This is a genomic window from Kitasatospora sp. NPDC049258 (genome assembly GCF_040678895.1).
Taxonomy (GTDB): domain Bacteria; phylum Actinomycetota; class Actinomycetes; order Streptomycetales; family Streptomycetaceae; genus Kitasatospora.
In genome coordinates, this window is record NZ_JBFAQT010000029.1 from 1 (window position 1) to 25,929 (window position 25,929).

The 25,929-nt window shown below is 72.0% G+C and carries 21 protein-coding genes and 1 pseudogene; 16 read left to right on the forward strand and 6 right to left on the reverse strand.

Annotated features, from left to right (window positions below; all coding sequences use genetic code 11):
* The 3 genes and pseudogenes from AB0K43_RS22755 to AB0K43_RS22765 form a co-directional block, all read right to left on the reverse strand.
* Positions 1-93, reverse strand: a pseudogene (locus AB0K43_RS22755) (scramblase); the annotation flags it as partial.
* A 40-nt stretch (positions 94-133) separates the two neighbouring features.
* Positions 134-2,527 (reverse strand): endopeptidase La, encoded by a 2,394-nt coding sequence (gene lon / locus AB0K43_RS22760; RefSeq protein ID WP_363642530.1) that lies wholly within the window; start codon positions 2,525-2,527, stop codon positions 134-136.
* 181 nt (positions 2,528-2,708) lie between these two features.
* Positions 2,709-3,491, reverse strand: coding sequence for a rhomboid-like protein (locus AB0K43_RS22765; RefSeq protein ID WP_363642532.1), 783 nt, complete (start codon positions 3,489-3,491; stop codon positions 2,709-2,711).
* A 565-nt stretch (positions 3,492-4,056) separates the two neighbouring features.
* Between AB0K43_RS22765 and AB0K43_RS22770 the strand changes: the two genes are divergently transcribed.
* The 7 genes from AB0K43_RS22770 to AB0K43_RS22800 all read left to right on the forward strand — a co-directional run bounded on the left by AB0K43_RS22770 (position 4,057) and on the right by AB0K43_RS22800 (position 14,598).
* Positions 4,057-4,782 (forward strand): response regulator transcription factor, encoded by a 726-nt coding sequence (locus AB0K43_RS22770; protein WP_363642534.1) that lies wholly within the window; start codon positions 4,057-4,059, stop codon positions 4,780-4,782.
* 106 nt (positions 4,783-4,888) lie between these two features.
* On the forward strand, positions 4,889-6,046 hold the full coding sequence (locus AB0K43_RS22775) for an ATP-binding protein (RefSeq protein ID WP_363642536.1): 1,158 nt from the start codon (positions 4,889-4,891) through the stop codon (positions 6,044-6,046).
* Positions 6,047-6,348: 302 nt separating this feature from the next.
* A complete protein-coding gene (locus tag AB0K43_RS22780) occupies positions 6,349-10,092 on the forward strand; it encodes a multifunctional oxoglutarate decarboxylase/oxoglutarate dehydrogenase thiamine pyrophosphate-binding subunit/dihydrolipoyllysine-residue succinyltransferase subunit (RefSeq protein ID WP_363642538.1) in 3,744 nt (1,247 codons plus the stop codon).
* A 253-nt stretch (positions 10,093-10,345) separates the two neighbouring features.
* Positions 10,346-12,307, forward strand: coding sequence for a serine/threonine-protein kinase (locus AB0K43_RS22785; RefSeq protein ID WP_363642540.1), 1,962 nt, complete (start codon positions 10,346-10,348; stop codon positions 12,305-12,307).
* A gap of 51 nt (positions 12,308-12,358) precedes the next feature.
* Positions 12,359-12,541: a DUF6104 family protein gene (locus tag AB0K43_RS22790; RefSeq protein WP_350637935.1), complete on the forward strand. Its 183-nt coding sequence runs from the start codon at positions 12,359-12,361 to the stop codon at positions 12,539-12,541.
* A 148-nt stretch (positions 12,542-12,689) separates the two neighbouring features.
* Positions 12,690-13,583: a DUF4097 family beta strand repeat-containing protein gene (locus AB0K43_RS22795; protein WP_363642543.1), complete on the forward strand. Its 894-nt coding sequence runs from the start codon at positions 12,690-12,692 to the stop codon at positions 13,581-13,583.
* 1 nt (position 13,584) lies between these two features.
* The gene (locus AB0K43_RS22800) at positions 13,585-14,598 is read left to right on the forward strand and encodes a helix-turn-helix transcriptional regulator (RefSeq protein WP_363642545.1); all 1,014 of its coding nucleotides are present in this window, start codon (positions 13,585-13,587) and stop codon (positions 14,596-14,598) included.
* Between the two features lie 75 nt (positions 14,599-14,673).
* Here the strand turns inward: AB0K43_RS22800 and AB0K43_RS22805 are convergent, their stop codons facing one another.
* Complete coding sequence (locus AB0K43_RS22805) at positions 14,674-15,636, reverse strand: zinc-binding dehydrogenase (protein WP_363642547.1); 963 nt, start codon at positions 15,634-15,636, stop codon at positions 14,674-14,676.
* Between the two features lie 106 nt (positions 15,637-15,742).
* Positions 15,743-16,939 carry an NADP-dependent malic enzyme gene (locus AB0K43_RS22810; RefSeq protein WP_363642549.1) on the reverse strand — a complete coding sequence of 399 codons (1,197 nt, stop codon included), beginning with the start codon at positions 16,937-16,939 and terminating at the stop codon, positions 15,743-15,745.
* 681 nt (positions 16,940-17,620) lie between these two features.
* Between AB0K43_RS22810 and AB0K43_RS22815 the strand changes: the two genes are divergently transcribed.
* The 5 genes from AB0K43_RS22815 to AB0K43_RS22835 all read left to right on the forward strand — a co-directional run bounded on the left by AB0K43_RS22815 (position 17,621) and on the right by AB0K43_RS22835 (position 22,449).
* A complete protein-coding gene (locus AB0K43_RS22815; RefSeq protein ID WP_363642551.1) occupies positions 17,621-18,538 on the forward strand; it encodes an ABC transporter substrate-binding protein in 918 nt (305 codons plus the stop codon).
* 407 nt (positions 18,539-18,945) lie between these two features.
* Positions 18,946-19,884 (forward strand): ABC transporter substrate-binding protein, encoded by a 939-nt coding sequence (locus AB0K43_RS22820; RefSeq protein ID WP_363642553.1) that lies wholly within the window; start codon positions 18,946-18,948, stop codon positions 19,882-19,884.
* Positions 19,885-19,971: 87 nt separating this feature from the next.
* A complete protein-coding gene (locus AB0K43_RS22825) occupies positions 19,972-20,913 on the forward strand; it encodes an amino acid ABC transporter permease (protein WP_363642555.1) in 942 nt (313 codons plus the stop codon).
* A gap of 44 nt (positions 20,914-20,957) precedes the next feature.
* Positions 20,958-21,710 (forward strand): amino acid ABC transporter ATP-binding protein, encoded by a 753-nt coding sequence (locus tag AB0K43_RS22830; protein ID WP_363642659.1) that lies wholly within the window; start codon positions 20,958-20,960, stop codon positions 21,708-21,710.
* Positions 21,711-21,855: 145 nt separating this feature from the next.
* Positions 21,856-22,449, forward strand: a complete 594-nt coding sequence (locus AB0K43_RS22835) for a CGNR zinc finger domain-containing protein (protein ID WP_363642557.1) — start codon at positions 21,856-21,858, stop codon at positions 22,447-22,449.
* Here AB0K43_RS22835 and sodX read toward each other — a convergent pair.
* Positions 22,433-22,894, reverse strand: a complete 462-nt coding sequence (gene sodX, locus AB0K43_RS22840) for a nickel-type superoxide dismutase maturation protease (RefSeq protein WP_363642559.1) — start codon at positions 22,892-22,894, stop codon at positions 22,433-22,435. The two genes, AB0K43_RS22835 and sodX, sit on opposite strands and share 17 nt — an antisense overlap.
* A gap of 191 nt (positions 22,895-23,085) precedes the next feature.
* Here sodX and sodN point away from each other — a divergent pair, with 191 nt between their 5' ends.
* The 4 genes from sodN to AB0K43_RS22860 all read left to right on the forward strand — a co-directional run bounded on the left by sodN (position 23,086) and on the right by AB0K43_RS22860 (position 25,927).
* Entirely contained in the window at positions 23,086-23,481 is a 396-nt protein-coding gene (sodN, locus tag AB0K43_RS22845) for a superoxide dismutase, Ni (protein WP_363642561.1), read from the forward strand.
* Positions 23,482-23,603: 122 nt separating this feature from the next.
* Complete coding sequence (locus AB0K43_RS22850) at positions 23,604-24,086, forward strand: GNAT family N-acetyltransferase (protein WP_363642563.1); 483 nt, start codon at positions 23,604-23,606, stop codon at positions 24,084-24,086.
* A gap of 239 nt (positions 24,087-24,325) precedes the next feature.
* On the forward strand, positions 24,326-24,739 hold the full coding sequence (locus AB0K43_RS22855; RefSeq protein ID WP_350637923.1) for an anti-sigma regulatory factor: 414 nt from the start codon (positions 24,326-24,328) through the stop codon (positions 24,737-24,739).
* A gap of 126 nt (positions 24,740-24,865) precedes the next feature.
* Positions 24,866-25,927 carry a SigB/SigF/SigG family RNA polymerase sigma factor gene (locus AB0K43_RS22860; protein ID WP_363642566.1) on the forward strand — a complete coding sequence of 354 codons (1,062 nt, stop codon included), beginning with the start codon at positions 24,866-24,868 and terminating at the stop codon, positions 25,925-25,927.
* Positions 25,928-25,929 lie beyond the last annotated feature (2 nt).

Consider the following 25,929-nt stretch of genomic DNA (forward strand, 5'->3'; position numbering starts at 1 on the left):
CTTCTGGTTCACCACCAGGACCGGCTCGGAGAAGAGGGTGCCGCCGCCACCGGAGACCGGTCCGACGCCCGCCTGCCGCTGAACCTGGCGCTCCCGCGCGGCCCCGCACCCCTTCCGGTCACCGGTCACCGGCTCACGCGGCGACCAGGACCTCCGCCGGCTCCAGGGCCAGCTTCAGCACCTCCCGGACATCGGCCACCGGATGCACCGTCAGCCGCCCCAGCACCTCGGCCGGCACCTCGTCCAGGTCGGCCTCGTTGCGCCGGGGGATGATCACCGTGGTGATCCCGGCCCGGTCGGCGGCGAGCAGCTTCTGCTTCACCCCGCCGATCGGCAGCACCCGGCCGGTCAGCGAGACCTCGCCGGTCATCGCCACGTCCGTGCGCACCTTGCGGCCCGACAGCAGCGAGGCCAGCGCCGTGGTCATGGTGATGCCGGCGCTCGGCCCGTCCTTGGGGACGGCTCCGGCCGGCACGTGCAGGTGGATGCCCTGCTCGCGCAGGCCCGTGACCGGCAGCTCCAGCTCGGCGCCGCGCGAGCGCAGGAAGGAGAGCGCGATCTGCGCGGACTCCTTCATCACGTCGCCCAGCTGCCCGGTCAGGGTCAGCCCGGTCGAACCGGTGACGGCGTCGGCCAGCGATGCCTCGATGTAGAGGACGTCGCCGCCCGCGCCGGTCACGGCCAAGCCGGTGGCCACGCCCGGCACGGCGGTGCGCCGCTCGGCCGGCTCCTGCGCGGACTCCGGCACGTGGTGCGGCCGCCCGATCAGCGCCCGCAGGTCGTCCGGGCCGATCGCCACCGGCAGCTCGCGCTCGCCCAGCTCGCTCTGCGCCGCGACCTTCCGCAGGATCCGGGCGATCGAGCGCTCCAGGTTCCGCACGCCCGCCTCACGGGTGTACTCGCCGGCCAGCCGGCGCAGCGCGCCCTCCCCGACCGCGACCTCCCCGGCCGTCAGCCCGGCCTTCTCCAGCTGCCGGGGCAGCAGGTGGTCGCGGGCGATGACGACCTTCTCGTCCTCGGTGTAGCCGTCCAGGCGGACCAGCTCCATCCGGTCCAGCAGCGGCTCGGGGATGGCCTCCAGCACGTTGGCGGTGGCGAGGAAGACCACGTCGGAGAGGTCCAGCTCGACCTCCAGGTAGTGGTCGCGGAAGGTGTGGTTCTGCGCCGGGTCGAGCACTTCGAGCAGCGCCGCGGCCGGGTCGCCGCGGTAGTCCGAGCCGACCTTGTCGATCTCGTCCAGCAGCACCACCGGGTTCATCGACCCGGCCTCCTTGATCGCGCGGACGATCCGCCCGGGGATCGCCCCGACGTAGGTGCGGCGGTGGCCGCGGATCTCCGCCTCGTCCCGGACGCCGCCGAGCGCCACCCGCACGAAGGAGCGGCCCATCGCGCGCGCCACCGACTCGCCCAGCGAGGTCTTGCCGACCCCGGGCGGGCCGACCAGGGCCAGCACCGCCCCTCCGCGCCGGCCGCCGATCTGGCCGAGCCCCTGATCGGCCCGGCGCTTGCGGACGGCCAGGTACTCGACGATCCGGTCCTTCACGTCGGTGAGGCCCGCGTGGTCGGCGTCCAGCACCGCCCGGGCGCCGGCGATGTCGTAGGCGTCCTCGCTGCGCTCGTTCCAGGGCAGCTCCAGGACGGTGTCCAGCCAGGTCCGGATCCAGGAGCCCTCGGGCGACTGGTCGGAGGAGCGCTCCAGCTTGTCGACCTCCTTGAGCGCGGCCTCCCGCACCTTCTCCGGCAGGTCCGCGGCCTCCACCCGGGCCCGGTAGTCGCCCTCCTCGTCGGCGGGCTCGCCGTTCAGCTCGGCCAGCTCCTTGCGGACGGCCTCCAGCTGGCGGCGCAGCAGGAACTCCTTCTGCTGCTTGGCCACGCCCTCCTCGACGTCCTTGCGGATGGTGTCGTTGACCTCCTCCTCGGCGAGGTGGTCACGCAGCAGGGTCAGCGCGTACTCCAGCCGGGCCACCTGGTCCGACTCCAGCAGCACCTTGAGCTTCTGCTCGGTGGTGGCGAAGGGCGCGTACCCGATGTTGTCGGCCAGCTCGCCGACGCCGTCGATCTGGGCGACCCGGTCGACGATCTGCCAGGCGCCGCGCTTGCGCAGCCACTGGGTGGAGAGCGCCTTGTACTCCTTGACCAGCTCGGCCGCCCGGCCGGCCACCGGGATCCCTGGGTCGGACTCCCGGAACGGGGTGGTCTCCACCCACAGCGCGGCCCCGGGGCCGGTGGTGCCGGAGCCGATCCGCACCCGGCGCACCGCCCGGACCAGCGCGGCCGGATCGCCGTCGGCCAGCCGGCCGACCTGCTCGATGGTGGCCAGCGCGCCGACCGCGCCGTACGAGCCGTCCAGCCGCGGCACCAGCAGCACCTGCGGCTTGCCCGCCCCGCCCGCACCGGCCCGGGCGGCCTCGACGGCCGCGCGCACCTCGGGGTCGGAGAGGTCGAGCGGAACGACCATGCCGGGGAGCACGACCTCGTCGTCGAGCGGCAGCACGGGCAGAGTGAGCGGAGTGGACGTCGATGCCATGATCTCTCCCCAGTCAGCGAAGTTGAGTTGACCTGACTAAGGTCTGGCGGCAGGCGATTGTTCCCGGCCCGATGTTCGCCCTGAGCGATCGCGGGCGTCGGGAGTGACCGAGGCGTCGATCGGGAGGTCGACCGGGCGCGCCGGTCGGAAGGTCGGTCGGGCGCCGGCGATGACCGGGCGGTCAGACCTCGGAGCGCACGGGGGCAGTCCGCCGCAGCGACCAGCCGCGCAGCCGCAGCGGGCGCAGCGGGCGGCCCGGGCCGCGGCGGACCCGGCCCCACAGGGCGATGCCGACCAGCAGCGCGACCGGGTGCCCGACACCCGTCACCAGGTCGCTGTCGGTGAGCAGCTGGTGGCCGATCAGGGCCGCGGCCGCGCCCAGCGCGACCACCCGACCGGGCGGCCGCAGCAGTCCGGCCAGGGCCCCGAGGGTGGTCAGCACGCCGTAGCTGACGCCGATGTCCCGCTCGTCGAGCACACCGGAGCCGACCGCGCCGCCGGCCACCGCGGCCACCACGACCAGTTGGGAGACCAGGGTGGCGGTGATGTGCCCGGCCGCGAACACCCCGGCGGCCCGGCGGCCGCCGATCCGGCGCTCCAGCGGGGCGACGGTGGCGAGGAAGGCCCAGAAGTAGGGCATCCACACCGGGCCGGCCACCCAGAGGCCGCTGAACAGCAGCGCCGAGACCGGCCGCACCAGGAGGTTGTGGGCATCACTGCTGGAGGCGTCCTGCAGCCGCTGCACCAGGCCCGGATCGCCGAAGCGGGCGAACAGCGTGGTGCCCAGCAGCAGTGCGAGGTAGCCGAGCGCGAAGGGGTTGCGGCGCGGGGTGGGCAGCAGCCGGCCCACGGCCGGCAGCAGGCCGGCCCGGCCGGTGGCCGCCGGCCCTGCGGGGGCGCTCACCGCGGCGCCACGCACCGCGCCGTCACTCACTGCGGGCTCGGTCACCGAGAGGTCGGTCATCGCGCCTCCGTCCGCGGGTGGGCCGTCACACCCCTGTGCAACGCCCGTGCGGGCGCCGGAGATCCCCGCCCGAGGCTTGTCGTGCCCACGATACGTTGACTCCCTGGGAGCCCGCTGGGTATCTGCTGAGAATTCCTCAGGTCCCGCCCGTGACGCACAACAGCCCTGGTACGGACCAACTCTCTGTTTACGGACGAGTAGCTTCCCGCCCCGACGGGGCGATCGGCTTGGGGGGCATACGTACCGTTACGACGTCCGATTTCGGCCGGGTAAGGTATCGCCCCGTGCCCGGTCCGGAACCGGACCGGGACCGGCCCGCGGGCCGGAAATGTCCGGTCCACCTGCCGGAACAGGCAGGGTGTCCGTACTCTGCGATGAGTACGGAGAGGTACGTCGACCCACACGGCGTACCGTCCGCTCCGGCGCCTTCGGCGGAAGGGTGCCCGGCGGCTCCGACAGCCCGGGCACAGCCCACGACGGAACAAGACGACTACGAGCGGAGCCCCGCCACCCCCACAGGTGGCCGGCCCGCAGCCCTGGGGGCGGTGGCGTGACCGTGACAGAGATGCAGCAAGAGAACACCGGCGGCAACCCGGTGGGCACTCAGCGACGAGTACTCGTCGTCGAGGACGAGCCCACGATCGCCGAGTCCATCGCGGCCCGGCTGGGCGCGGAGGGCTTCAAGGTCGCCGTGGCCCACGACGGCCCCGGTGCGGTCGACGGCTTCCACACCTGGCAGCCCGACCTGGTGGTCCTCGACATCATGCTGCCCGGCTTCGACGGCCTCGAGGTGTGCCGCCGGATCCAGGCGCAGCGCCCGGTGCCGGTGCTGATGCTCACCGCGCGCGACGACGAGACCGACCTGCTGGTCGGCCTCGGGGTCGGCGCCGACGACTACATGACCAAGCCGTTCTCCATGCGCGAGCTGGCGGCCCGGGTCAATGTGCTGCTCCGCCGGGTCGAGCGGGCCCAGCAGGCGGCCAGGACCCCGGCACTGGGCTCGCTGCGGTTCGGCGAGCTGGAGATCGACCACGTGCAGCGCCGGGTCCGGCTCGGCTCGGGCGACGTCCACCTGACGCCGACCGAGTTCGACCTGCTGGCCTGCCTGGCCGCCCAGCCGCGCGCCGTGCTCACCCGCGAGCAGCTGCTGGCCGAGGTCTGGGACTGGACGGACGCCTCCGGCACCCGCACGGTCGACAGTCACGTCAAGGCGCTCCGCCGCAAGATCGGTGCCAGCTGGATCCGCACGGTGCACGGCGTCGGGTACGCCCTGGAGGCACCGCTCTCCTAGTCGGCCGCGGCGCCGACGACTTGGGCCACCGGGGGGCCCAGGTCGTACAGCCGCGCACCGGCGCAGCGCTGCACCGGCGTGGTGCGGGGACGACGTCAGGGACACCATGACCTTTCCACAGCAACGCAACGGGGACGCCAAGGCCTCCCCGCCCCCCAGCCTGGCCACCCGCGCCGTCCTGCGGCTCTGGGCCGACATCCGGCCGCTCGATCCGGTCCGCTCGATCAAGGGCAAGCTCGCCCTGCTGGTGATCGTCTCGGTGGTGCTGGCCACCGGCATGGTCGTGGTCGCGATCCGGTCCGAGACCCAGATCCGGATCATCATGATCTTCTCGATCATCGCCTCGCTGCTCTTCATGCAGTTCCTGGCGCACGGGCTGACCGCCCCGCTGCGCGACATGACCGCGGCCGCCCGCGCGATGGCCGACGGCGACTACAGCGCCCGGGTGCACGTCTCCTCGCGGGACGAGATCGGCGAGCTGGCCGCCACCTTCAACCGGATGGCCGGCGACCTGGAGGCCGCCGACCGGCACCGCCGTGAGCTGATCGCCAACGTCTCGCACGAGCTGCGCACGCCGATCGCGGCCCTGCGCGCGGTGCTGGAGAACGTGGTGGACGGTGTCGTCCAGCCCAATCCCAGGACCCTGGGCGCCGCGCTGGAGCAGACCGAGCGGCTCGGCCGGCTGGTCACCCACCTGCTGGACCTCTCCAAGCTGGACGACGGCGTGGTGCCGCTGGACGCCCGCCGGTTCGAGGTCAAGCCGTTCCTGGACGGCGTGCTGCGTGGGGTGACGGTGGACGGGGCGACGGCCGGCGGCGCGTACGCCCGCCGCGGCGACGTCCGGCTGCGCCTGGACGTGAAGCCCGGCGCGCTGAGCGCCGTGGCCGACCCGGAGCGCCTGCACCAGGTGGTGGCCAACCTGGTCGACAACGCCTGCAAGCACTCCCCCGCCGGCGGCACGGTGACCGTCCGGGCACGCTCCGGCGAGCTGCCGGGCGCCCTGCTGCTGGCCGTGGAGGACCAGGGCCCGGGGATCCGGGTGGAGGACCGCGAGCGGGTCTTCGAGCGCTTCGGCCGGGCCGGCAGCGCGACCGCGCAGGGCCCGGGCAGCGACGGCGGCACCGGGCTCGGGCTGGCGATCGCGCGCTGGGCGGTCGACCTGCACGGCGGCGAGATCAGGGTGGCCGAGGCGGCCCGCGGCTGCCGGATCGAGGTCACCCTCCCGGGCGAGCCCGCCGCCACCGCCCCGGCCCTGCCGGTCTAGGGTTCGGACGGGGTTGTCACCGAACTGGGACACAGTCGGCCCGAACTCCCCGTCCGGGCCCGGCAGAGCGGCCGCCAGCTGGGATTTTGTCCGATTTGATGCCAGTATGGATGGGCGAATGGTGTGCTCCAGTTCCCATACTTGACAGGTTTCTAACGCACACATTCGGCCAAATTCCAGCTCGACACTGTGATCTGGGCGACGCTCGGCCCCCGGGGACTGCGCGATCACTGGTCAGGGGCGTAGCCTTAATCCCCGCTGTCCACCATCCAAAAAGGAAGCGGAAGAGGGCGGTTGCCCCGATGTCGCCACACCCAGAAACCCCCAGCAGCTCGGCAAGCTCCACTGGCTTCGGCCCCAATGAGTGGCTCGTCGACGAGATCTACCAGCAGTACCTCCAGGATCCGAACTCGGTCGACCGAGCCTGGTGGGACTTTTTCGCCGACTACAAGCCCGGTACCGAGGTGACTTCAGTGACCCAGGCCGCAACCCCGGTCGGCCCCACGCCGACCACCGTTGCCGCTCCCGCTGCCCCTGCCGCTGCCGTTGCGGCTGCGCCCACCCCCGCTGCTCCGGCCGTCGCGCCGGTCCAGCAGGCGCCCGCGCCGGTCGCCGCAGCCCCCGCCGCGCCCCCGGCGCCGAAGGCCGCCACCGCGGCCCCGGCCGCCGCCGTGGCCGACGGGCCCGAGCTCGTCCCGCTGCGTGGTCCGGCCAAGGCCGTCGCCACCAACATGGACGCCTCGCTGGAGGTCCCGACCGCGACGTCGGTGCGTGCCGTTCCGGCCAAGCTGCTGATCGACAACCGCATCGTCATCAACAACCACCTGCAGCGCGCCCGCGGTGGCAAGGTCTCCTTCACGCACCTGATCGGCTACGCCCTGGTGCAGGCCATCAAGGCCTCCCCGGGGATGAACCACAGCTACCAGGTCAAGGACGGCAAGGCCTTCCTGGTGAAGCCGCCGCACGTGAACCTGGGCCTGGCCATCGACCTGGTGAAGCCCAACGGCGACCGCCAGCTCGTGGTGGCGGCCATCAAGAAGGCCGACACCCTCGACTTCTTCGGCTTCTGGCAGGCCTACGAGGACATCGTCCGCCGGGCCCGCGCCAACAAGCTGACGATGGACGACTTCACCGGCGTCACCGTCTCGCTGACCAACCCCGGCGGCATCGGCACCGTGCACTCCGTGCCGCGCCTGATGCAGAACCAGGGCACCATCGTCGGCGTCGGCGCGATGGAGTACCCGGCCGAGTTCCAGGGCTCCTCCCCGGAGACCCTGGCCCGCCTGGGCATCTCCAAGATCATGACGCTCACCTCGACCTACGACCACCGGGTCATCCAGGGCGCGGCGTCCGGCGAGTTCCTGCGCACCATCCACCAGTTGCTGCTCGGCGACCACGACTTCTACGACGAGGTCTTCGAGTCGCTGCGGATCCCGTACGAGCCGGTGCGCTGGGCGACCGACGTCGCCACCACCCACGACGACGAGGTCAACAAGACCGCGCGCGTCATGGAGCTGATCCACGCGTACCGCGTGCGCGGCCACCTGATGGCCGACACCGACCCGCTGGAGTACAAGCAGCGCAAGCACCCCGACCTGGACGTCGTCCAGCACGGCCTCACCCTGTGGGACCTGGAGCGGGAGTTCGCGGTCGGCGGCTTCGGCGGCCAGCGGATGATGAAGCTCCGCGACATCCTCGGCCTGCTGCGCAACACGTACTGCCGCACCGTCGGCATCGAGTACATGCACATCCAGGACCCGAAGCAGCGCAAGTGGCTGCAGGAGCGCCTGGAGAAGCCGTACTCCAAGCCGGAGCGCGAGGAGCAGCTGCGGATCCTGCGCCGGCTGAACTCGGCGGAGGCCTTCGAGACCTTCCTGCAGACCAAGTACGTCGGCCAGAAGCGCTTCTCGCTGGAGGGCGGTGAGTCGCTGATCCCGCTGCTGGACGCGACCATCGACGCCGCCGCCGAGCACCGCCTGGACGAGGCCGTCATCGGCATGGCCCACCGCGGCCGCCTCAACGTGCTGGCGAACATCGTCGGCAAGCCGTACGCCCGGATCTTCGGCGAGTTCGAGGGCAACCTCGACCCGAAGTCCATGCACGGCTCCGGTGACGTCAAGTACCACCTGGGCGCCGACGGCACCTTCACCGGCCTGGACGGCGAGACCATCAAGGTGTCGCTCGCCGCCAACCCGTCGCACCTGGAGACGGTCGACCCGGTCGTCGAGGGCATCGTCCGCGCCAAGCAGGACGTCCTGGACCAGGGCGGCACCTCCTTCCCGGTGCTGCCGATCCAGATCCACGGCGACGCGGCCTTCGCCGGCCAGGGCGTGGTGGCCGAGACGCTCAACATGTCGCAGCTGCGCGGCTACCGCACCGGTGGCACCATCCACCTGGTGGTCAACAACCAGGTCGGCTTCACCGCCGCCCCGGCCAGCAGCCGCTCGTCGATGTACTGCACCGACGTGGCCCGGATGATCGAGGCCCCGATCTTCCACGTGAACGGCGACGACCCGGAGGCCGTGGTCCGCGTCGCACGGCTGGCCTTCGAGTTCCGCCAGACGTTCCACAAGGACGTCGTGATCGACCTCATCTGCTACCGCCGCCGCGGTCACAACGAGGCCGACAACCCGTCGTTCACCCAGCCGCTGATGTACGACCTGATCGACAAGAAGCGCTCGGTGCGCAAGCTGTACACCGAGGGCCTGATCGGTCGCGGCGACATCACCATGGAAGAGGCGGAGCAGGCGCTCCAGGACTTCCAGGGCCAGCTGGAGAAGGTCTTCTCCGAGGTCCGCCAGGCGGCCGGCGCCCAGGCCCCGGTCACCAACGGCAAGCCGGTCGCGGACTTCCCGGTCAACATCCAGACCGCGATCTCCGAGGAGACCGTCAAGCGGATCGCCGCCTCGCAGGTCAACCTGCCGGACTGGCTGACCGTCCACCCGCGCCTGCTGCCGCAGTTGCAGCGCCGCGCGGCCTCGGTCGAGGACAACACCATCGACTGGGCCACCGGCGAGACCCTCGCCATCGGCTCGCTGCTGATGGAGGGCCACCCGGTCCGGCTCGCCGGCCAGGACAGCCGCCGCGGCACCTTCGGCCAGCGGCACGCGGTGCTGATCGACCGCAACAGCGGCGAGGACTACACCCCGCTGCTGTACCTGACCGAGGACCAGGCCCGCTACACCGTCTACGACAGCCTGCTGTCGGAGTACGCGGCGATGGGCTTCGAGTACGGCTACTCGCTGACCCGCCCGAACGCGCTGGTCATGTGGGAGGCGCAGTTCGGCGACTTCGTCAACGGCGCGCAGACCATGGTGGACGAGTACATCGCCTCCGCCGAGCAGAAGTGGGGCCAGCACTCCGGCGTCACCCTGCTGCTGCCGCACGGCTACGAGGGCCAGGGCCCGGACCACTCGTCCGCCCGCCCGGAGCGCTTCCTCCAGATGTGCGCGCAGGACAACATGACGGTCGCCATGCCGACGTCGCCGTCGAACTACTTCCACCTCCTGCGGTGGCAGGTCCACAACCCGCACCACAAGCCGCTGATCGTCTTCACCCCGAAGTCGATGCTGCGTCTGAAGGCCGCGGCCTCGGCCACCTCGGAGTTCACCTCCGGCTCGTTCCGCCCGGTGATCGGCGACAGCACGGTCGACCCGGCGAACGTGCGCAAGGTGGTGATCACCTCCGGCAAGTTCTACTACGACCTGGAGGCGTCCCGCACCGAGCGCGGTGTCACCGACACCGCGATCGTCCGGGTCGAGCGGCTCTACCCGCTGCCGGTGGCCGAGCTCCAGGAGGAGCTGGCCCGCTACGGCGAGAACGTCCAGTTCATCTGGGCCCAGGAGGAGCCGGCCAACCAGGGTGCCTGGCCGTTCATCGCGATGAACCTGGTCGACCACCTGCAGGTCGTCGTCGGCCGCAGCGCCAACGGGGGCGCCCGGCTGCGCCGCGTCGCCCGCACGGCCTCCTCGGCCCCCGCGGTCGGCTCGGCCAAGCGCCACGCCGCCGAGCAGCAGGCGCTGGTGGACGAGGTGTTCAGCATCTGAACCGCTGACGCCTGATCAGCACCGCCCGGGCCCGGGCTCCGCACCGACGGAGCCCGGGCCCGGGCGTGTTCCGGCCGGCGGCGGTGCCCGGCCGGTGCCCGGCGGAGCATCACGCAAGGCCACAGCTCTGCAACCAATTGCCCGACCAGGTGGGACGCGGAGCTGACGCACCGATAGGTTGGGCCCCGCACGCTGCCCCCCGTGCCCGCACCGGGGTGGCGGCCGAGACCTACGTCGCCACAGGGGGGCCACCATGACCGCCGACACGCCGCGGGACGCCGCCGCGCCACTTCCGCCGATCTTCCAGCCGCTGCATCCCGACGACCCCCGGGAGGTCGGCGGCTACCGGCTGTTCGCCCGGCTGGGCGCCGGCGGGATGGGCCGGGTCTACCTCTCGTACACCCCGGGCGGGCGGCCGGTGGCGCTCAAGGTGGTCCGTCCCGAGTTCGCCGAGGACGCCGAGTTCCGCCGCCGGTTCGCCCAGGAGGTGACCAACGCGCAGCGGATCCACGGCCTCTACACCGCGCAGGTGATCGACTCCGGCCTGGCGGCGGACGCGCCCTGGCTGGTCACCGCCTACGTGCCGGGCCCCTCGCTCCAGCAGGTGGTCCGCGAGCACGGCGCGCTGCCGGTGCGCACGGTGCTGCTGCTGATCGGCGGCATCGCGGAGGCGCTGCAGGCGATCCACAGCGTCGAGGTGGTGCACCGCGACCTGAAGCCGGCCAACGTGCTGATCGCGGGCGACGGCCCGCGGGTGATCGACTTCGGGATCGCCCGGGCCGCCGACGCCACCGCGCTCACCGGCACCGGCTTCCGGATCGGCTCGCCCGCCTTCATGTCCCCGGAGCAGGCCCAGGGCAAGCCGGTCACCCCGGCCACCGACGTCTTCGCGCTCGGCGCGCTCGCCGCCTACGTGGCCGGCGGCACCCCGCCCTTCGGCGAGGGCCCGGAGACGGCGGTGCTCTACCGGGTGGTGCACGAGGAGCCGGTGCTGGACGGCGTCCCGGAGGGGCTGCGCGAGCTGCTGCTGCGCTGCCTCGCCAAGCTGCCCGAGGACCGCCCGCGGCCCTCCGAGATCATCGAGACCGCGCGCAACCACCCGGCCGTCGGGGGGCAGTTGCGCTTCACCGACGACTGGCTGCCGCGGCAGATCAACACCGAGATCACCCGCCGGTCGGACCTGCCGAGGACCCCGCCGACCCCGCTGCCGGTGGCACCCACCATGCCTCCGGCGCCGATCGCCGCCCCGACCGCCGGGTACCCGACCCCGCCCCCGCCCGGCTTCACCCCGCCCGGCTTCACCCCGGCCGCCGCACCCACCGCCGCGCCCGCCGGTGCCGCGCCCGCCACCGCGCCGCCCGCCGGCTTCGGCCCGCCGCTCGGCGCCTTCGGCCCCCCGCAGCCCGCCACCGAGGCGCCGACCGCCCCGGTGCCCGGCCCGGCGCCCACCGTGCTGCAGCAGCCCTCCTTCGACACCCCGCCGCCCGGCCCGGTGGTGCCGGCGGCCGGGCCGCCGGCCGCCGAGCCGCGCCGCAAGGGCGTGTCCTGGAAGGTGCTGCTGACCGTCGCCCTGGTGATGGCGCTCGGCGGCACGGCCGGCGGCGTGGTGCTGACGAACCAGCTGGGCAAGAAGGACTCCGGCTCCGGCGCGCAGGCCCAGGGCGGCTCCGCGGCGAAGCCGAGCGACAGCGGGACCCCCGACGAGGGCGGCGACTCGGCCGTCTCCCAGGACGACGCCTCGCCCTCCCCCTCGCCCTCCGCCCGGCCGAGGAGCAGCGCGAGCTCCGGTGCGGTCGCCGGCGCCGGCAGCGCCGCGCCTTCCGGGCCGCCCAAGTACACGATGGTCTACCAGGACCGCGAGCTGTCCAGCCCGGACTCCAGCCACAGCTTCGACCTGGCCAACGGCAACGTGGTGCCGGACTCCGCCACCCCCACCTGGGCGCTGTCGCCCTCGTACGAGTCCTTCGACTGGTCCTCGGGGAGCAGCGACGTCTACATCACCCGGGAGCAGGCGCTGACCCCCGAGCAGTGCTCCGCCGCGATCGACCAGCACCCGGCGGCCGACCTCAAGTACGACGACCTGCCGCCCGGCCGGATCTTCTGCCTGCGCAACCGGGCCAACGGCGGCGTGGTGGTCGGCAAGGTGGTGGAGCAGGGCAACAAGTCCACCGGTGCCGTGAAGATCTCGCTGACCTACTACCGCAACGACAGCTGACCCGTCCCGACTATCCTGACCGGGTCAGATCCCACCGGACCGGAGCGCACCGTGTACTTCACCGACCGCGGCATCGAGGAACTGCAGAGCCGGCGCGGCGACGAGGAGGTCACCTTCGAGTGGCTGGCCGAGCGCCTGCGCGAGTTCGTCGACCTCAACCCGGACTTCGAGATCCCGGTCGAGCGGCTGGCCACCTGGCTGGCCCGGCTCGACGACGAGGACGAGGACGACTGAGCGGCCGAGCCGCCGTCCACGGCCCGGGAGGCACCCGCCTCCCGGGCCGTCCGCATGTCTGCGGGCGGAACCGCTTGACTTCCCCGATACGCGATATATCGTGTTGAACAGAGGAACGCGATACATCGCGAACGGGAGGCGGGACGAAATGACCCAGTGGACGGTCGGCGAGCCTGAAACGATCAGCTTCGACGAGCCGGTGAGCACCCTGCACGTCCGGATCATCGGCGGCGAGGTGAACGTGGTGGCCGCCGACGGCCCGGCCCTGCTGGAGGTGACCCGGCTCGACGGCGAGCCGCTGCAGGTCACCCTGGAGGACGGGGTGCTGACGGTCGCGTACAAGGACCTCAGCTGGCACGACTTCGGCGAGACCGTGAAGTCGGTGCAGTCGGTCAAGAGCTTCTTCGCCTCGCTGCGGCGCAAGCGCAGCGCCGCCATCTCGCTGGCCGTCCCGGCCGGCGTCGAGGTCAAGGTCGGCACGGTGTCCGCCGAGGCCACCGTCTCCGGGATCTCCGGCAGCGTCGGCGCGCACAGCGCCAGCGGCGGCGCCACCCTGGTCGGCCTGTCCGGCAAGGTGCTGGCCAACACCGTCTCCGGCGACGTGGACGCCCAGCGGGTGACCGGCGAGCTCAAGGTCAACACCGTCGCCGGCGCGATCACCCTGGTCGCCGGCGCGGCCGAGCGGATCCTCGCCAACTCGGTGAGCGGCGCCGTCACGCTGGACCTGGACGTCACCACCCCGACCGACATCAAGGTCTCCACGGTCAGCGGCCAGGTCGGCGTCCGGCTGCCCTCGCTGGCCGACGCCAGGGTGGAGGCCGGCACCACCAGCGGCGACATCTCCAGCACCTTCGAGGAGCTCACCGTCACCGGCTCCTGGGGCGCCAAGCGGCTCTCCGGCCAGCTCGGCTCCGGCGCCGGCAAGCTCCAGGTGAACACCGTCTCCGGCCCGGTGACGGTGCTGCGCCGGCCCGACGAGGAGGACCACGCCGAGCTGGTCAAGGAGCTCCCCGCCGGGCCCGACCTGACCAAGGAGGTCTGAGATGACCCCGGTCTTCGGCCACGGCCGACTGCGCCTGTACCTGCTGAAGCTGCTGGACGAGTCGCCGCGCCACGGGTACGAGGTGATCCGCCTGCTGGAGGAGCGCTTCCAGGGCCTGTACGCCCCCTCGGCCGGCACCGTCTACCCGCGCCTGGCCAAGCTGGAGCAGGAGGGTCTGGTCACCCACAGCACCGAGGGCGGCCGCAAGGTCTACCGGCTCACCGAGGCGGGCCGCCAGGAGCTGGCCGGCCGTCAGCACGAGCTCGCCGAGCTGGAGGTGGAGATCCGGGACTCGGTCTCCCAGCTGGCCGGCGCGATCCGCGAGGACGTCCGGGACAGCGCCAAGGACCTCCGCGAGGAGCTCTGGGGCGAGGCCAGGCAGGCCGGGAAGCCCGCGGCCGGCGCCGGCGGGGATCCGTGGGCCGGCCCGTGGGGCGACCGCGAGTCCTGGCAGCGCGCCAAGGAGGAGTTCGCCCAGTTCAAGAGCCAGGCCAAGGAGCAGGCCAAGCGCGCCAAGGAGCAGGAGCGGGCCGCCAAGGAGCAGGCCAGGGCCGCCGAGCAGGAGGCCCGCCGGCTGCGCGAGCAGTCCAAGGCCGCCCGCAGCGCCGCGCAGCAGGAGGCGCTGCGGCTCAAGCGCCGGGTCGAGCAGCAGGTGCGGGAGCACGCCGCCCGCGGTGACTGGTCGGCCGGGCTGAGCGAGGGGCTGGCCGAGCTCACCAAGGGACTGTCCGCGCTGGCGGACGCGGCCCGTTGGGGTGCGTCGCCGGAGGCCGAGGAGATCCGGGTCACCCGGATCGACCTGGACAAGGACACCGACGGGGTCGTGCTGCCCGACTGGGCCCGCACCGACCCGGCCGGTGCCCCGGCCCGCGAGCTGGAGCGGCTGCTCGACCGCTTCCGCGACCTGGTCCGCGACGCCGCCCGCGACAGCCGCGGGGTGACGGCGGACCACCTCACCGAGTCCCAGGCCGTGCTGGCCTCGGCCGCCGAGCGGATCCAGCGCCTGCTCGGCTGAGCCGGCGGCCCGGCTGTCCGGCTGTCCGGCCCCGGGGGCGCGTCGCCCCCGGGGCTCAGGTCGGCGCCTGCTGGCTCAGGGTGTGAGGACGATCTTGCCGAAGACCTCGCCCCTGGCGAGCCGGGCGAAGCCCTCCGCGGCGTCGGCCAGCGGCAGCACGGAGTCGATCACCGGCCGCACCCCGGCCGTGGCACAGAGCGAGAGCAGCCCGGCCAGCTCCTCCTTGGTCCCCATGGTCGAGCCGACCACCCGGAGCTCCAGGAAGAAGATCCGGTTGAGTTCGGCGGCGGCCGGGTTGGGGCCCGAGGTGGCCCCGGAGATGACGATCGTGCCACCGGGCCGCAGCGACTTCACCGAGTGCGACCAGGTCGCCGCGCCGACCGTCTCCATCACCGCGTCCACCCGCTCGGGCAGCCTGGCGCCGCTCTCGAAGGCCGCGTCCGCGCCCAGCTCGACCGCCCGGGCCCGCTTGGCCTCGTCCCGGCCGGTGACCCAGACCCGCAGCCCGGCGGCCTTGGCCAGCACCACCAGCGCGGTGGACACCCCGCCGCCGGCGCCCTGCACCAGGACGGTGTCACCGGGCTTGACGCCCGCGTTGGTGAACAGCATCCGGTAGGCCGTCAGCCAGGCGGTGGGCAGGCAGGCCGCCTGCTCGAAGCTGAGCTCGGCGGGCTTGGGCAGCAGGTTCCAGGTCGGCACCGCGACCCGCTGGGCGAAGGTGCCCTGGTAGCGCTCGGTGAGGATCGAACGCGGCTCCGCCGGGCCGACCCCGTGCCCGCTCTGGCCGATCACCGAGTGGACGACCACCTCGTTGCCGTGCTCGTCGACGCCGGCCGCGTCGCACCCGAGGATCATCGGCAGCCGTTCGGCGGGCAGGCCGACCCCGCGCAGCGACCACAGGTCGTGGTGGTTGAGGGTGGCGGCCCGCACCGTGACCACGCTCCAGCCCGGGCGGGCCTCGGGCTCGGGGAGGTCACCGAGTTCCAGCCCGCTCAGCGGGTCGGCGGGATCGATTCGGGCGGCGTAGGCAGCGAACATGACCGGGACGATAGCCGCCGACGGCCGGGGCCCGGTACCACGCGCGGGTGTGAGCTACGCCGCGTGTTCCGTCCCCGGCCGTCCGCCGGTGGTGGCTGGGAGTGCGTCAGCTGCGGGCGACGCCCTCGGCGCGGGCGGCCTCGGCGACCGCCTTGGTGACGGCCGGGGCGACCCGCTCGTCGAACGGCGAGGGGATCACCTTCTGCGCCGTCAGCTCGTCGGCGACCACCGCGGCCAGCGCCTTGGCGGCCGCCAGCTTCATGCCCTCGGTGATCCGGCTGGCCCGGACCTGGAGCGCCCCGGCGAAGATGCCGGGGAACGCCAGCACGTTGTTGATCTGGTTCGGGAAGTCGGAGCGGCCGGTGGCCACCACGGCGGCGTACTTGTGCGCGACCTCGGGGTGGATCTCCGGGTTGGGGTTGGCCATCGCGAAGATGAAGCAGCCCTCGGCCATGGTCGCCACGGCCTCCTCCGGCACGGTGCCGCCGGAGACGCCGATGAACACGTCCGCGCCCACCAGCGCGTCGGTCAGGCTGCCCTTGACACCGGTCCGGTTGGTCAGCGCGGCGATCTCGGCCTTGACGTCCGTCAGGTCGCCCCGGCCCTGGTACACCACGCCGCGCCGGTCGCAGACCGCCACGTCGCCGATGCCGGCCGCGACCAGCATCTTGGCGATCGCGATGCCGGCCGCACCCGCGCCCGAGATCACGGCGCGCAGGCTGCCGATCTCCCGGCCGGTCACCCGGGCCGCGTTCCAGAGGGCGGCGGTGGTGACGATCGCGGTGCCGTGCTGGTCGTCGTGGAAGATCGGGATGTCCAGCGCCTCCTGCAGCCGGCGCTCGATCTCGAAGCACCGGGGGGCTGAGATGTCCTCCAGGTTGACGCCGCCGAAGGACGGGGCCAGCCGGACCACCGTCTCCACGATCTCGTCCACGCCGGTGCAGGCCAGCGCGATCGGCACCGCGTCCACGCCGCCGAACTGCTTGAACAGGATCGCCTTGCCCTCCATCACGGGCAGCGAGGCCTCGGGGCCGATGTCGCCCAGGCCCAGCACCGCGGTGCCGTCGGTGACGACCGCGACCACGTTCGACTTCCAGGTGTAGTCGTTCACCAGGTCGGGCTGCTCGGCGATGGCGGTGCAGACCCGGGCCACGCCCGGGGTGTAGGCCAGGGACAGGTCGTCCGCGTCCCGGACCGGGACGGTCGCCCGGACCTCCATCTTGCCGCCGCGGTGGAGGGCGAAGACGGCGTCGACGGGATCGACGGTGTCCTGAGTGTTGGGGTGGATGATCTCCGCTGCCACGATGACCTCTTCGTCAATGATCAGCAAGGGCGGCCGACGGTCGTTCGATCCGGCCGGGGACGGAAAACCCGGGTGCGCGCGGCGCACCCGGTGGCCGGATCGGGACGCGGCCGTCGGGCGGCGCCCTCGATTGAGGGTTTTTGGTGTTCTGCTCTGTTCTTCCGGTCGTACCCAGGCGTCACCAGCCGGAGCCGGGAAGGTGACAGACACCGCTTGAGCCTAGGTCGGGCGAAGGCACCGCACCTGTGCCTTTTCGTCCTTGTCACGCGCTGTTCACGGCCTTCCGGACACTTGACGGCGCCCAGGTTCTCGGAAGGAACCGGGGGCCAGTGACGGCAGGAGCCGTGCAGCACGTACACCCGCAGGAGTGAACGCAGACACGGAGGGGAGCCGGTGCAGCGGATCCAGAGTCGACGTCTGCGACTTCCGGTCCTGCGCACCCCGGTCCTGTCTCGAACCGGCGGTCTGCGTTCGGGCTTCGGGGGTCACCCGATACCGGATTCTGACACATCCGACACCCGGAACAGGAGGGCGGGATGGCAGGATCCTCGAAATCGACCACCGGAACCGGCCGGACGCGCTCCCCCGTCGGCACTCGCCGATGCGCGCCCGCCACCGTCGGCGCACCCCTGCGCATCCCGGTGGGACAGCACCTGCCTCTCCCACAGGAGGACCAGCTCCATGCACCACAATGCCCGCATATCCGGCCGCCTCGGCCGTTCCGGCGCCGCCCTGACCGCCGGCACCCTGCTGCTGACCGGCTGCAGCTCGATCGCCGGCAGCAAGTCGCCCGAGGAGGAACTGCACGACCGGCTGCCCGACTCGGTGAAGGCCGCCGGCGTGCTCAGGATCGGTTCGGACCTCAACTACGCCCCGGTGGAGTTCAAGGGCCAGGACGGGCAGCCCACAGGTCTTGACCCGGAGCTCGCCGAGGCCCTCGGCCGGCAGCTCAAGGTGAAGATCAAGATCATGGACACCGGCTTCGACAAGTTGATCCCCGACCTCCAGGCCAAGCAGTACGACGTGGCGATGTCCGCGCTGACCGACAACCGGCAGCGCCGTGACGGCACCAACGACGAGGGCAAGCAGGTCAACCCGGGCGTCGACTTCGTGGACTACTTCATGGCCGGCACCTCGATCCTGGTGGCGAAGGGCAACCCGAAGGCGATCAAGTCGCTGGACGACCTGTGCGGCCAGACCGTCGCGGTGCAGCGGGGCACCACCCAGGCCGACATCGCCCAGCGCCAGACCGGCGCCTGCGACAAGGGCCGCAAGCCGCTGGTGGTCAAGCTGACCGAGACCGACGCCGAGGCACTGGCGATGGTCGCCGCGGGCAAGGCCGCGGCCGACATGAACGACTACCCGGTGGCCGCCTACACCGTGCAGCAGGGCGTCGGCGGCGCCCAGTTCGAGATGCCCGGGCAGCAGCTCCAGGCCTCGCCGTACGGGATCGCGGTCACCAAGGAGAACACCGAGCTGCGCGACACGCTGGCCAAGGCGATGAACCGGGTCATCCGCAGCGGTGAGTACGACAAGATCCTGGAGAAGTGGAACCTCAAGGACGGAGCGGCCCAGAACGCGGTCGTGAACGGCGGCTGAGCCGCCCGCGGCCGAGGTGCTCGCCTTGCGCACTCAGGTCTGCATACTTATACACAGGGTGACAGGGCCACGGAATTCGTCCGAATAGCGGACATTGAGGCGCCTCGTTATCCGATTTTGATCTGGAGAGAGGCCCGTTCACTGGTACTCAGTGGCAGGATTCCCCCCAACTCGGTCGCAACGGCCTTCCCCCAGCCCACGCAGCCGGGAGTCGTCCCGTAGTCGAGGAAGTTCGATCAGATTCGTCCACCTCGGCGGAGGGTGGCGACTGAATTCAGGCAGGACACAGCACAAACCGAACGACCGGTCGCGGCCGGCCCGAGCAATGACGCCGGGCCTGCCGCACCGGGTGCACCGCTCCCCCCGGCGTGCTCCGCCCGACTCTCCTACAGGAGGAGATCCCCCTGATGACCGCTCGTACCCTCCGCCCCCGCCTCATCGCGACCGGCGCCGCCCTCGCCGCCGGCACCCTGCTGATGACGGCCTGTAGCAGCAGCAGCTCCTCCGGTTCGGGCTCCGGCTCCAGCGCCGTCAACCCGAGCGCCTCGGTCAAGAGCGTCACCGCGGACGCCTCGCTGGCCGCCCTGGTGCCCGCCGACCTGAAGTCGAGCGGCAAGATCGTCGTCGGCTCGGACGCCTCGTACGCGCCCAACGAGTTCCAGGACGACAAGGGCACCATCGTCGGCATGGACGTCGACCTGGCCAACGCCATCGCCGCCAAGCTGGGCCTCAAGGCCGAGGTGCAGAACGCCGGCTTCACCGCGATCATCCCGGGCATCGGTGCCAACAAGTACCAGCTCGGCATGAGCTCCTTCACCGACACCAAGGAGCGCGAGCAGACCGTCGACATGGTCACCTACTTCACCGCCGGCACCGGCATGGCGGTCAAGAAGGGCAACCCCGACAACATCTCCGCCGACGACCTGTGCGGCAAGAAGATCGCGGTCCAGACCGGCACCACCCAGGCCGACCAGATCGTCGACGTGATCAACCCCGCCTGCGTCAAGGCCGGCAAGCCGACCGTCCCGAACGACGGCGACAAGTTCGACCTGCAGACGGACGTCACCAACGCCGTGGTCTCCGGCCGCGACCAGGTGATGATGGCCGACTCCCCGGTCATCGACTACGCGCTCAAGCAGACCGGCGGCCAGCTGGAGAAGCTCGGCCCCACCACCGACTCCGCGCCGTACGGCATCGCCCTCGCCAAGGGCTCGGCGCTCACCCCGGCCGTCCAGGCCGCGGTGCAGTCGCTGATGGACGACGGCACGTACAAGCAGATCCTGCAGAAGTGGGGCGTCGACGCCGGCGCGATCGACAAGGCGCAGCTCAACGGCGCCACCAGCTGATCTCGTCCCTCGTTCCACAGCGACCTGTTCTGAGGCCACAAAGTGAACTCTCTCCACAAGGGGCCGGCGACCCCGGGGCAGCATGAAGTGATCAAGGCTGTCCCGGTCCGCCACCCCGGACGCTGGGTCGGCGCCGCGGTCATCCTCGTGCTCGCGGCCATGCTGGTCCACGCCATCCTGACCGTCCCGGCATTCAAGTGGGACCTCGTCGGCCAGTACCTCTTCGACGACCGCATCCTGCACGGCCTGCTGGTCACCCTGGAGCTGACCGCGCTGTCCATGCTCATGGGTGTGGCCGGCGGCATCCTGCTGGCGGTGATGCGGCTGTCGCCGAACCCGCTGCTGTCCGGCACGGCCTGGGTCTACATCTGGGTCTTCCGCGGCACGCCCGTCCTGGTCCAGCTGGTGTTCTGGAACTTCCTCGGTGTGCTCTGGGCCCGGCTGTCGATCGGCATCCCGTTCGGCCCGGAGTTCTGGTCGCAGGAGACCAACATCCTGATCCCGACCTTCGTGGCGGCGCTGCTGGGTCTGGGCCTCAACGAGGCCGCGTACATGGCGGAGATCGTCCGAGGCGGCATCCAGTCGGTGGACGAGGGCCAGCACGAGGCCTCCCAGGCGCTGGGCATGAACCGCTTCGACACCATGCGGCGGATCATCCTGCCGCAGGCGATGCGGGTGATCATCCCGCCGACCGGCAACGAGACCATCTCGATGCTGAAGACCACCTCGCTGGTCAGCGTCATCGCCCTGGAGGAGCTCTTCCGGGCCGGGCAGAACATCTACTCCCGGAACTTCCAGAGCATCCCGCTGCTGATCGTGGTCAGCCTCTGGTACCTGTTCCTGACCTCGATCCTCACGATCGGGCAGTATTACATCGAGCGCCACTACGCCCGCGGCTCCAACCGGGCGCTGCCGCCCACGCCGGTGCAGCGGGTGCGGGGCCTGTTCCGCGGCATCAGGTCGAAGTCGGCACCGCGGTCGGCCGACGCCGCAGTCCACGGCGGCGGCGAAGGAGGCGGTACCGCATGACCGAGCAGACGAATCCCCCCACCGACGCCCAGCCGGGCCACCCGATGGTCAAGGCCGAGGGCGTGCGCAAGTCGTTCGGCCTGGTGGAGGTGCTCCAGGGCATCGATCTGGAGGTCAAGCAGGGCGAGGTGTTCTGCCTGATCGGCCCGTCCGGCTCCGGCAAGTCGACCTTCCTGCGGTGCATCAACCACCTGGAGAAGGTCAACGCCGGCCGGCTCTGGGTGGACGGCGAGCTGGTCGGCTACCGCCAGAAGGGCGACAAGCTGTACGAGCTGAAGGACCGCGAGGTCGCGATGAAGCGTCGCGACATCGGCATGGTCTTCCAGCGGTTCAACCTGTTCCCGCACATGACCGCGATGGAGAACGTCATCGAGGCGCCGGTCCAGGTCGGCGGGGAGAGCAAGGGCGAGGCCCGGGAGCGGGCGATGGCCCTGCTGGAGCGGGTCGGGCTGGCCGACAAGGCCAAGAACTACCCGTCCCAGCTCTCCGGCGGGCAGCAGCAGCGGGTGGCGATCGCCCGGGCGCTGGCCATGAAGCCCAAGCTGATGCTGTTCGACGAGCCCACCTCCGCACTCGACCCCGAGCTGGTCGGCGACGTCCTGGACGTCATGCGGGGGCTGGCCGAGGACGGCATGACCATGATCGTGGTCACCCACGAGATGGGCTTCGCCCGCGAGGTCGGCGACGCCCTGGTCTTCATGGACGGCGGCGTGGTGGTCGAGGCCGGCCACCCGCGCGAGGTGCTCGGCAATCCGCAGCACGAGCGGACCAAGGCCTTCCTGTCCAAGGTGCTCTGAGCCACCGATCCCTCCCCAGGGGCCCGCCGGTCGTCCGGCGGGCCCCTGGGCGTTCGGGCCCGGCCCGGCCGGTGCCGACCCGCGGTGGCGGCGACGTAATACCCTGGAGGCTGTACACCCGTTACCGCCCTCTGGAAGGACCACCGTGGAGCTCGCCTCGTACGCCGACTTCGCCGTCCGGCTGGTGAACAGCGAGGAACCCGAGCGCGGCACCGACGCGCTGACCTCGGTGGACGCGGTCCGCGCGCTGTTCCGGGTGCCCTCGCGGGCCGCCGCACTCGCCGACGAGTCGGACCTGCCCCGGCTGCGGGCGGTCCGCACCAGGCTGCGCGGGGTCTTCGAGGCCGCCGCCGACGGCGAGGCCGTCCGGGCCGTCGACCTGCTGAACAGCCTGATGGTGGAGTACCCGGTCAGCCCGATGATCTCCGGCCACGACGACCTGGACGAGAGCGGGCAGCCGCACTGGCACCTGCACCTGGCCGACAACGCCCCGACCGCCGCCGCCAACTACTCGGCGGTGGCCTGCATGGGCCTGGCCATCCACCTGACCGAGCTGGGCGTCGACCGGCTCGGCATCTGCCAGGCCGCCCCCTGCCGCAACGCCTACCTGGACACCTCCACCAACCGCTCGCGCCGCTACTGCTCCGACCGCTGCGCGACCCGGGCCAACGTGGCCGCGTACCGGGCCCGCAAACGCGAGGAGGCGCTGCGCGGCGCCCCCCTCACTCCCCGGGGCTGACCCACTCGCCGGGGCCGGGCCCGGCCTGCGGCCCGCGAACCCCGAAGCGGGCCGTCACCGCCGGCAGCCCGGTCCACGGCGGGCGGCCCAGCGCCCGCTCCAGCCAGGCGGCCGGGGCCAGCCAGGCGGGCGAGGGGCGCAGCCGCAGCAGCACCCGGCCGAGCACCAGCTCGTCCGGCACCGCCCCGTACTCCCGGCTGTCGGTGTGCACCAGCGGGTTCTCCGAGAGCATCCACCAGCCGCCGGGGCGGCGCCCGACCGCCCGCTTGATCACCAGCAGGTCCTGCTGGAACGGGTGCCGGAACAGCGCCACCGCCCCCGGCCGCAGCGGTGCGCCGTAGCGGACCAGCACCCGGTCGCCGTCGAGCAGCAGCCTGCGCATCGACGGCCCCGCCACGTCCACCACTCCGAAGGGCGCACCGCCACCGCGCCGACTCACCGGCATCCGCTCGCTCCTGACCTCGTGTCCCCTGCTGGTCGGATCCAGTGTCACCCGTCGCGCAGTCACCTGGCACCCCGTCCGGAATCGGACGGTTCGCCCTCCGACTTTGGTCCCGGGCCCCCGGGGCAGACGCGAATCCTGAGGCACGTGAGGGTAACCTCGGGCGCGGGAAGACGATCCAAGGAAGGACTCCCATGTTCTCTCGTCTGTTTGCTCCGCGCGTCACCGCGCACGCCCACTGCGACCTGCCCTGCGGTGTCTACGACCCGGCCCAGGCCCGGATCGAGGCCGAGTCGGTGAAGGCCACTCAGGAGAAGTACCAGGCCAACGAGGACCCGCACTTCCGTGCGCGCGCGATCGTGATCAAGGAGGAGCGCGCCGAGCTGGTCAAGCACCACCTCTCCGTGCTGCACACCGACTACTTCAAGGCCCCGCACTTCGAGGCCTACCCGCAGCTGCACGACCTGTTCAACCGGGCCGGCAAGGCCGCCTCGGCCGCCAAGGCCTCCACGGACCCGGCCACCGGCCAGGCCCTGCTGGACCTGATCGCCGAGATCGACACGATCTTCTGGGAGACCAAGAAGGCCTGATCACGGCACCCACTGCCCCGGCGGAGCCTCGGCCCGCCGGGGCAGTGGCGTGTCCGCACCCCGTCGGCGTCCGGTCGCCGCAAGGCTCCCGTTCCCGTGGTCCGCGCGAGTAGGCTCGCCCTATGATCCGCACCGCCCGCACCACCGACGTCCCCGTCATCCACGCCCTGATCCGCGAGCTGGCCGAGTACGAGAAGGCCCCGGACGAGGCGAAGGCCACCGAGGAGCAGCTGCACGACGCGCTGTTCGGCGAGCACCCGGCGCTGTTCGGTCTGATCGCCGAGGATGACGCCACCGGCGAGGCGGTCGGCTTCGCCCTGTGGTTCCGGAACTTCTCCACCTGGCGCGGCACCCACGGCGTCTACCTGGAGGACCTCTACGTCCGGCCGGGCAGCCGCGGCGGCGGCCTGGGCAAGGCGCTGCTCACCGAGCTGGCCCGGATCTGCGTGGAGCGGGGCTACTCCCGGATGGAGTGGTCGGTGCTGGACTGGAACGCGCCGTCGATCGGCTTCTACAAGTCGCTCGGCGCCGTTCCGATGGACGGTTGGACGGTCTACCGGCTCACCGACGAGCCGCTCACCGCGCTCGGATCCACCCCGCGCTGAGCCGGATCCGGCCGCCGGGTTCGCTCGTTCCCGTGACGGTGGCCGAAGATCACGACATCCGTCCCCCGATCGCGGTAACGTCACGGGCGGATGCGCGGCGTTCCGGCCCTTCCCAGTGGGTATGACCGGTACGTACCGCACCACCCCTCTGGACAGTTGGGGCGAAGCAGTTGAGCCATGCAAGAGGAAGTGCCGCGGCCGTTCGGCCGCAAGCACCGCGCGTCACCCAGGAGGTGAGGGTGTCCCAGATCGACGGCGAGCCCGGAGTGAAGGACTTCGTGGAGGTCCGGCTGCCCGCTGCGGGGGCCTACCTCTCGGTACTGCGAACGGCGACAGCCGGACTCGCGGCCCGGTTGGACTTCACCCTGGACGAGATCGAGGATCTCCGGATCGCGGTGGACGAGGCCTGCGCCATCCTGCTCCAGCAGGCTGTCCCAGGATCCGTCCTGAGCTGCGAGTTCCGGCTGGTCGGCGACTCCCTGCGGGTCACGGTCAGCGCACCGACCACCGACGGCCGTGCCCCCGAGCGGGACACCTTCGCCTGGACGGTGCTCTCCGCACTGGCCGGCGAGGTGGAGTCCTCGGTGGCGGAGGACAGGACGGTCAGCATCAGCCTGCACAAGAAGCGGGGCGGGGCATCGGCCTCGCTGTAGCCCGCACCTGCCGCAGCTCCCGCCGTACGCACGGTGTCGTATGCACCGCGCGTACGGCGCCCCGTATCGCAGTGCTCTGCGGTACAACCAGTGAGAAGTGCTCCCGGAACGGAACGGGTGATCGCCGTGAGTGATCTGGACCGCACAGCAGCCGCCGCTGGCCCGGCCGCCGCCGACCTGACCGTCCGTGCCGAGTCCGCGGTGCTCGACCGCGGTACGGCCGGCCCTGCCGTACCGACCCAGGCGAGCGCCGCCCGCACCGCCGCCCAACCCGACGCGCACCCGAAGGACTCCCACCGGATGACCCAGCCGACCGATCCGACGCCAGAGCGGCCCGAGGCGGTGCCCGCGAGCGAGCCCGACGCGGGCGAGCTGCGGGCGGCCGCGGAGGCCGTCCGCAGCGCCGTGCCCGCCCAGGGGCACCGCTCGGGCGCGCCGGACCGGGAGGCCGCCAGGGCGCTGTTCGTGCGGCTCGCCGGGCTGCCGGAGGGCTCCCCGGAGCGGGTGGAGATCCGCAACCAGCTGGTCCGGATGCACATCCCGCTGGTCGAGCACCTGGCCCGGCGGTTCCGCAACCGCGGCGAGCCGCTGGACGACCTGACCCAGGTCGCCACCATCGGCCTGATCAAGTCGGTGGACCGGTTCGACCACGAGCGCGGCGTGGAGTTCTCCACCTACGCCACGCCGACCATCGTCGGCGAGATCAAGCGGCACTTCCGGGACAAGGGCTGGGCCGTCCGCGTCCCGCGCCGGCTCCAGGAGCTGCGGCTCTCGCTGACCACCGCGACCAGCGAGCTCTCCCAGCGGCACGGCCGCTCCCCCACCGTGCACGAGCTGGCGGAGCACCTGGGGATCTCCGAGGAGGACGTGCTGGAGGGCCTGGAGTCGGCCAACGCCTATTCCACCCTCTCGCTGGACGTCCCGGACAGCGACGACGAGTCGCCGGCCGTGGCGGACACCCTGGGCGCCACCGACGAGGCGCTGGAGGGCGTCGAGTACCGGGAGTCGCTGAAGCCGCTACTGGCCCAGCTGCCGCCGCGCGAGCAGAAGATCCTCGTGCTGCGGTTCTTCCGGAACATGACGCAGTCGCAGATCGCCGCCGAGGTCGGCATCTCGCAGATGCACGTGTCCAGACTGCTCGCCAGGACGCTGGCCCAGCTGCGGGAGAAGCTGCTGGTCGAGGAGTGACG